Origin of the sequence: Massilia sp. CT11-108 (genome assembly GCF_047302915.1) — a bacterium.
GTDB lineage: Bacteria > Pseudomonadota > Gammaproteobacteria > Burkholderiales > Burkholderiaceae_D > Telluria > Telluria orientalis.
In genome coordinates, this window is record NZ_JBKYMO010000872.1 from 1 (window position 1) to 1445 (window position 1445).

Below are 1445 nucleotides of genomic sequence, written 5' to 3' on the forward strand. Positions count from 1 at the left end.
CCGCCATCCACAGCCAGCGCAACCTGGACGCACGCGGCGTCAGGCAGCACAGCAGGATCAGCAGGGGCAACGTCGAGGTCTGCGTATGGTTGAAAAAACGGATGTTGCTGAAGTTGGTCGTGAAGTCGTCCCGGGCCAGCGGGATACCGAGGCTGAGGCCGCCGACATACGCGACGATGAACAGGAAGACATAAAACGCGCACATACCGCCCAGGCAGCGGAGGACGAGCAGGAGGGCCGGTTGTCCGTTGCGCGCGATCTCGGCCGCGGCCATGGCGGCCAGCACGTAGAGCAAAAACAGGTTCGCGACTTCGAAGGCGGCAAAGCGCGGCGAGAAGGCCGCCGCGGTGCTCAGGATGCCGAGCAGGAAGAACGCAGCCAGCGCCATGCCGGGGCGTCCGGAAAACAGGCTGGAGAGGGTCTTGCGCTCGACGAGGGCGATGCTGCCGCCCAGCAGCACGGTGCCGATCTGGACGAGGCGCTGGTGATCGTGGCCGGCCACCACCATGAAATTGGCCAACAGCGCCAGGCACAGCAGCGCCGTGAAGCGCATCCGCAACAGCGCCGATGGATGGGTTCCCGTCGTAAGCACGCTAGACCTCGTTCGATCCGGTAATAAAAAAAGCCGCCCAGCTTACACTGGGCGGCTCCTTGACGCTATGTCCGTTGAGTCAGGACAGATTAGCTGCCGGTGCAAGTCGTGCCGGCGACTTTCGCCTTGTCGGCAGCGTCGGCGATGTCGCTTGCGCAGGACCAGGTGCCATCCGTGCCGCGGGTCAGGGTGATCTTCGAATCTTTCACGACAGCCGGGCCACCGACGATCGTGCAAACCAGGCCACCACCGGTCGTGTCCTTCAGCTCCATCGCGCAGTTGGTCGTCGAAGCTTGCAGGCCGACTTCAGTAAGGTCCGCCGGGGCCGTGCCGTCGTTCATCTTGACGTCGAAACCGGTCTTACCAGCCGACACTTCAGCCAGCGCAGCCGTGAACTTCGACTTGGCAACATAGTTCTGGTAAGCCGGAATGGCCACGGCGGCCAGGATACCGATAATCGCGACAACGATCATCAGTTCGATCAGGGTGAAGCCGGCTTGGGCTTTCTTGACGATTTTCGGTGCTTTCATGATGTCTCTCCAGGTGGGGCACTGCAAAATTAAGGGGTACTGCGTATCTGGTTACTGCCTGCTTCTGCCCTTACACTATGCAATGGGCGTGCCAGCTCGTTTCCGTACGGAATCGTTAGCACAGTGCCATCGAATTGTGGGTTTTCGCGTATTTTTTGCATTGCCGCATGACAATTTTTGTCACGCCGGCATGGCGAAAATTGTCACCCCGACCGTTTTTGTTGAGTTACGACAAAAATTGTCAGCAATCGGCATAGGGGCGGCCAGTTGTCTGGCCGGTCCCCTGCCACACCACCCGGCGTGCGGGTCCGCACCGGGCGGTT

The 1445-nt window shown here is 60.7% G+C and carries 3 protein-coding genes; 1 reads left to right on the forward strand and 2 read right to left on the reverse strand.

The window, feature by feature from the left end; translation table 11 throughout:
- Both ACEN88_RS31570 and ACEN88_RS31575 read right to left on the reverse strand, forming a co-directional pair.
- Positions 1-592: hypothetical protein (locus ACEN88_RS31570; RefSeq protein WP_413346087.1), on the reverse strand; the 592-nt coding region annotated here is incomplete at its 3' end.
- An 89-nt stretch (positions 593-681) separates the two neighbouring features.
- The gene (locus ACEN88_RS31575) at positions 682-1122 is read right to left on the reverse strand and encodes a pilin (protein ID WP_413346089.1); all 441 of its coding nucleotides are present in this window, start codon (positions 1120-1122) and stop codon (positions 682-684) included.
- Here ACEN88_RS31575 and ACEN88_RS31580 point away from each other — a divergent pair.
- Positions 1121-1445 (forward strand): hypothetical protein (locus ACEN88_RS31580; RefSeq protein WP_413346091.1); only part of this gene is annotated, 325 nt, incomplete at its 3' end. The genes ACEN88_RS31575 and ACEN88_RS31580 overlap by 2 nt on opposite strands.

Coding starts and splice junctions, on each gene's coding strand:
- ACEN88_RS31575 (WP_413346089.1), bottom strand. CDS start 1,122: ATGAAAGCACCGAAAATCGTCAAGAAAGCCCAAGCCGGCTTCACCCTG.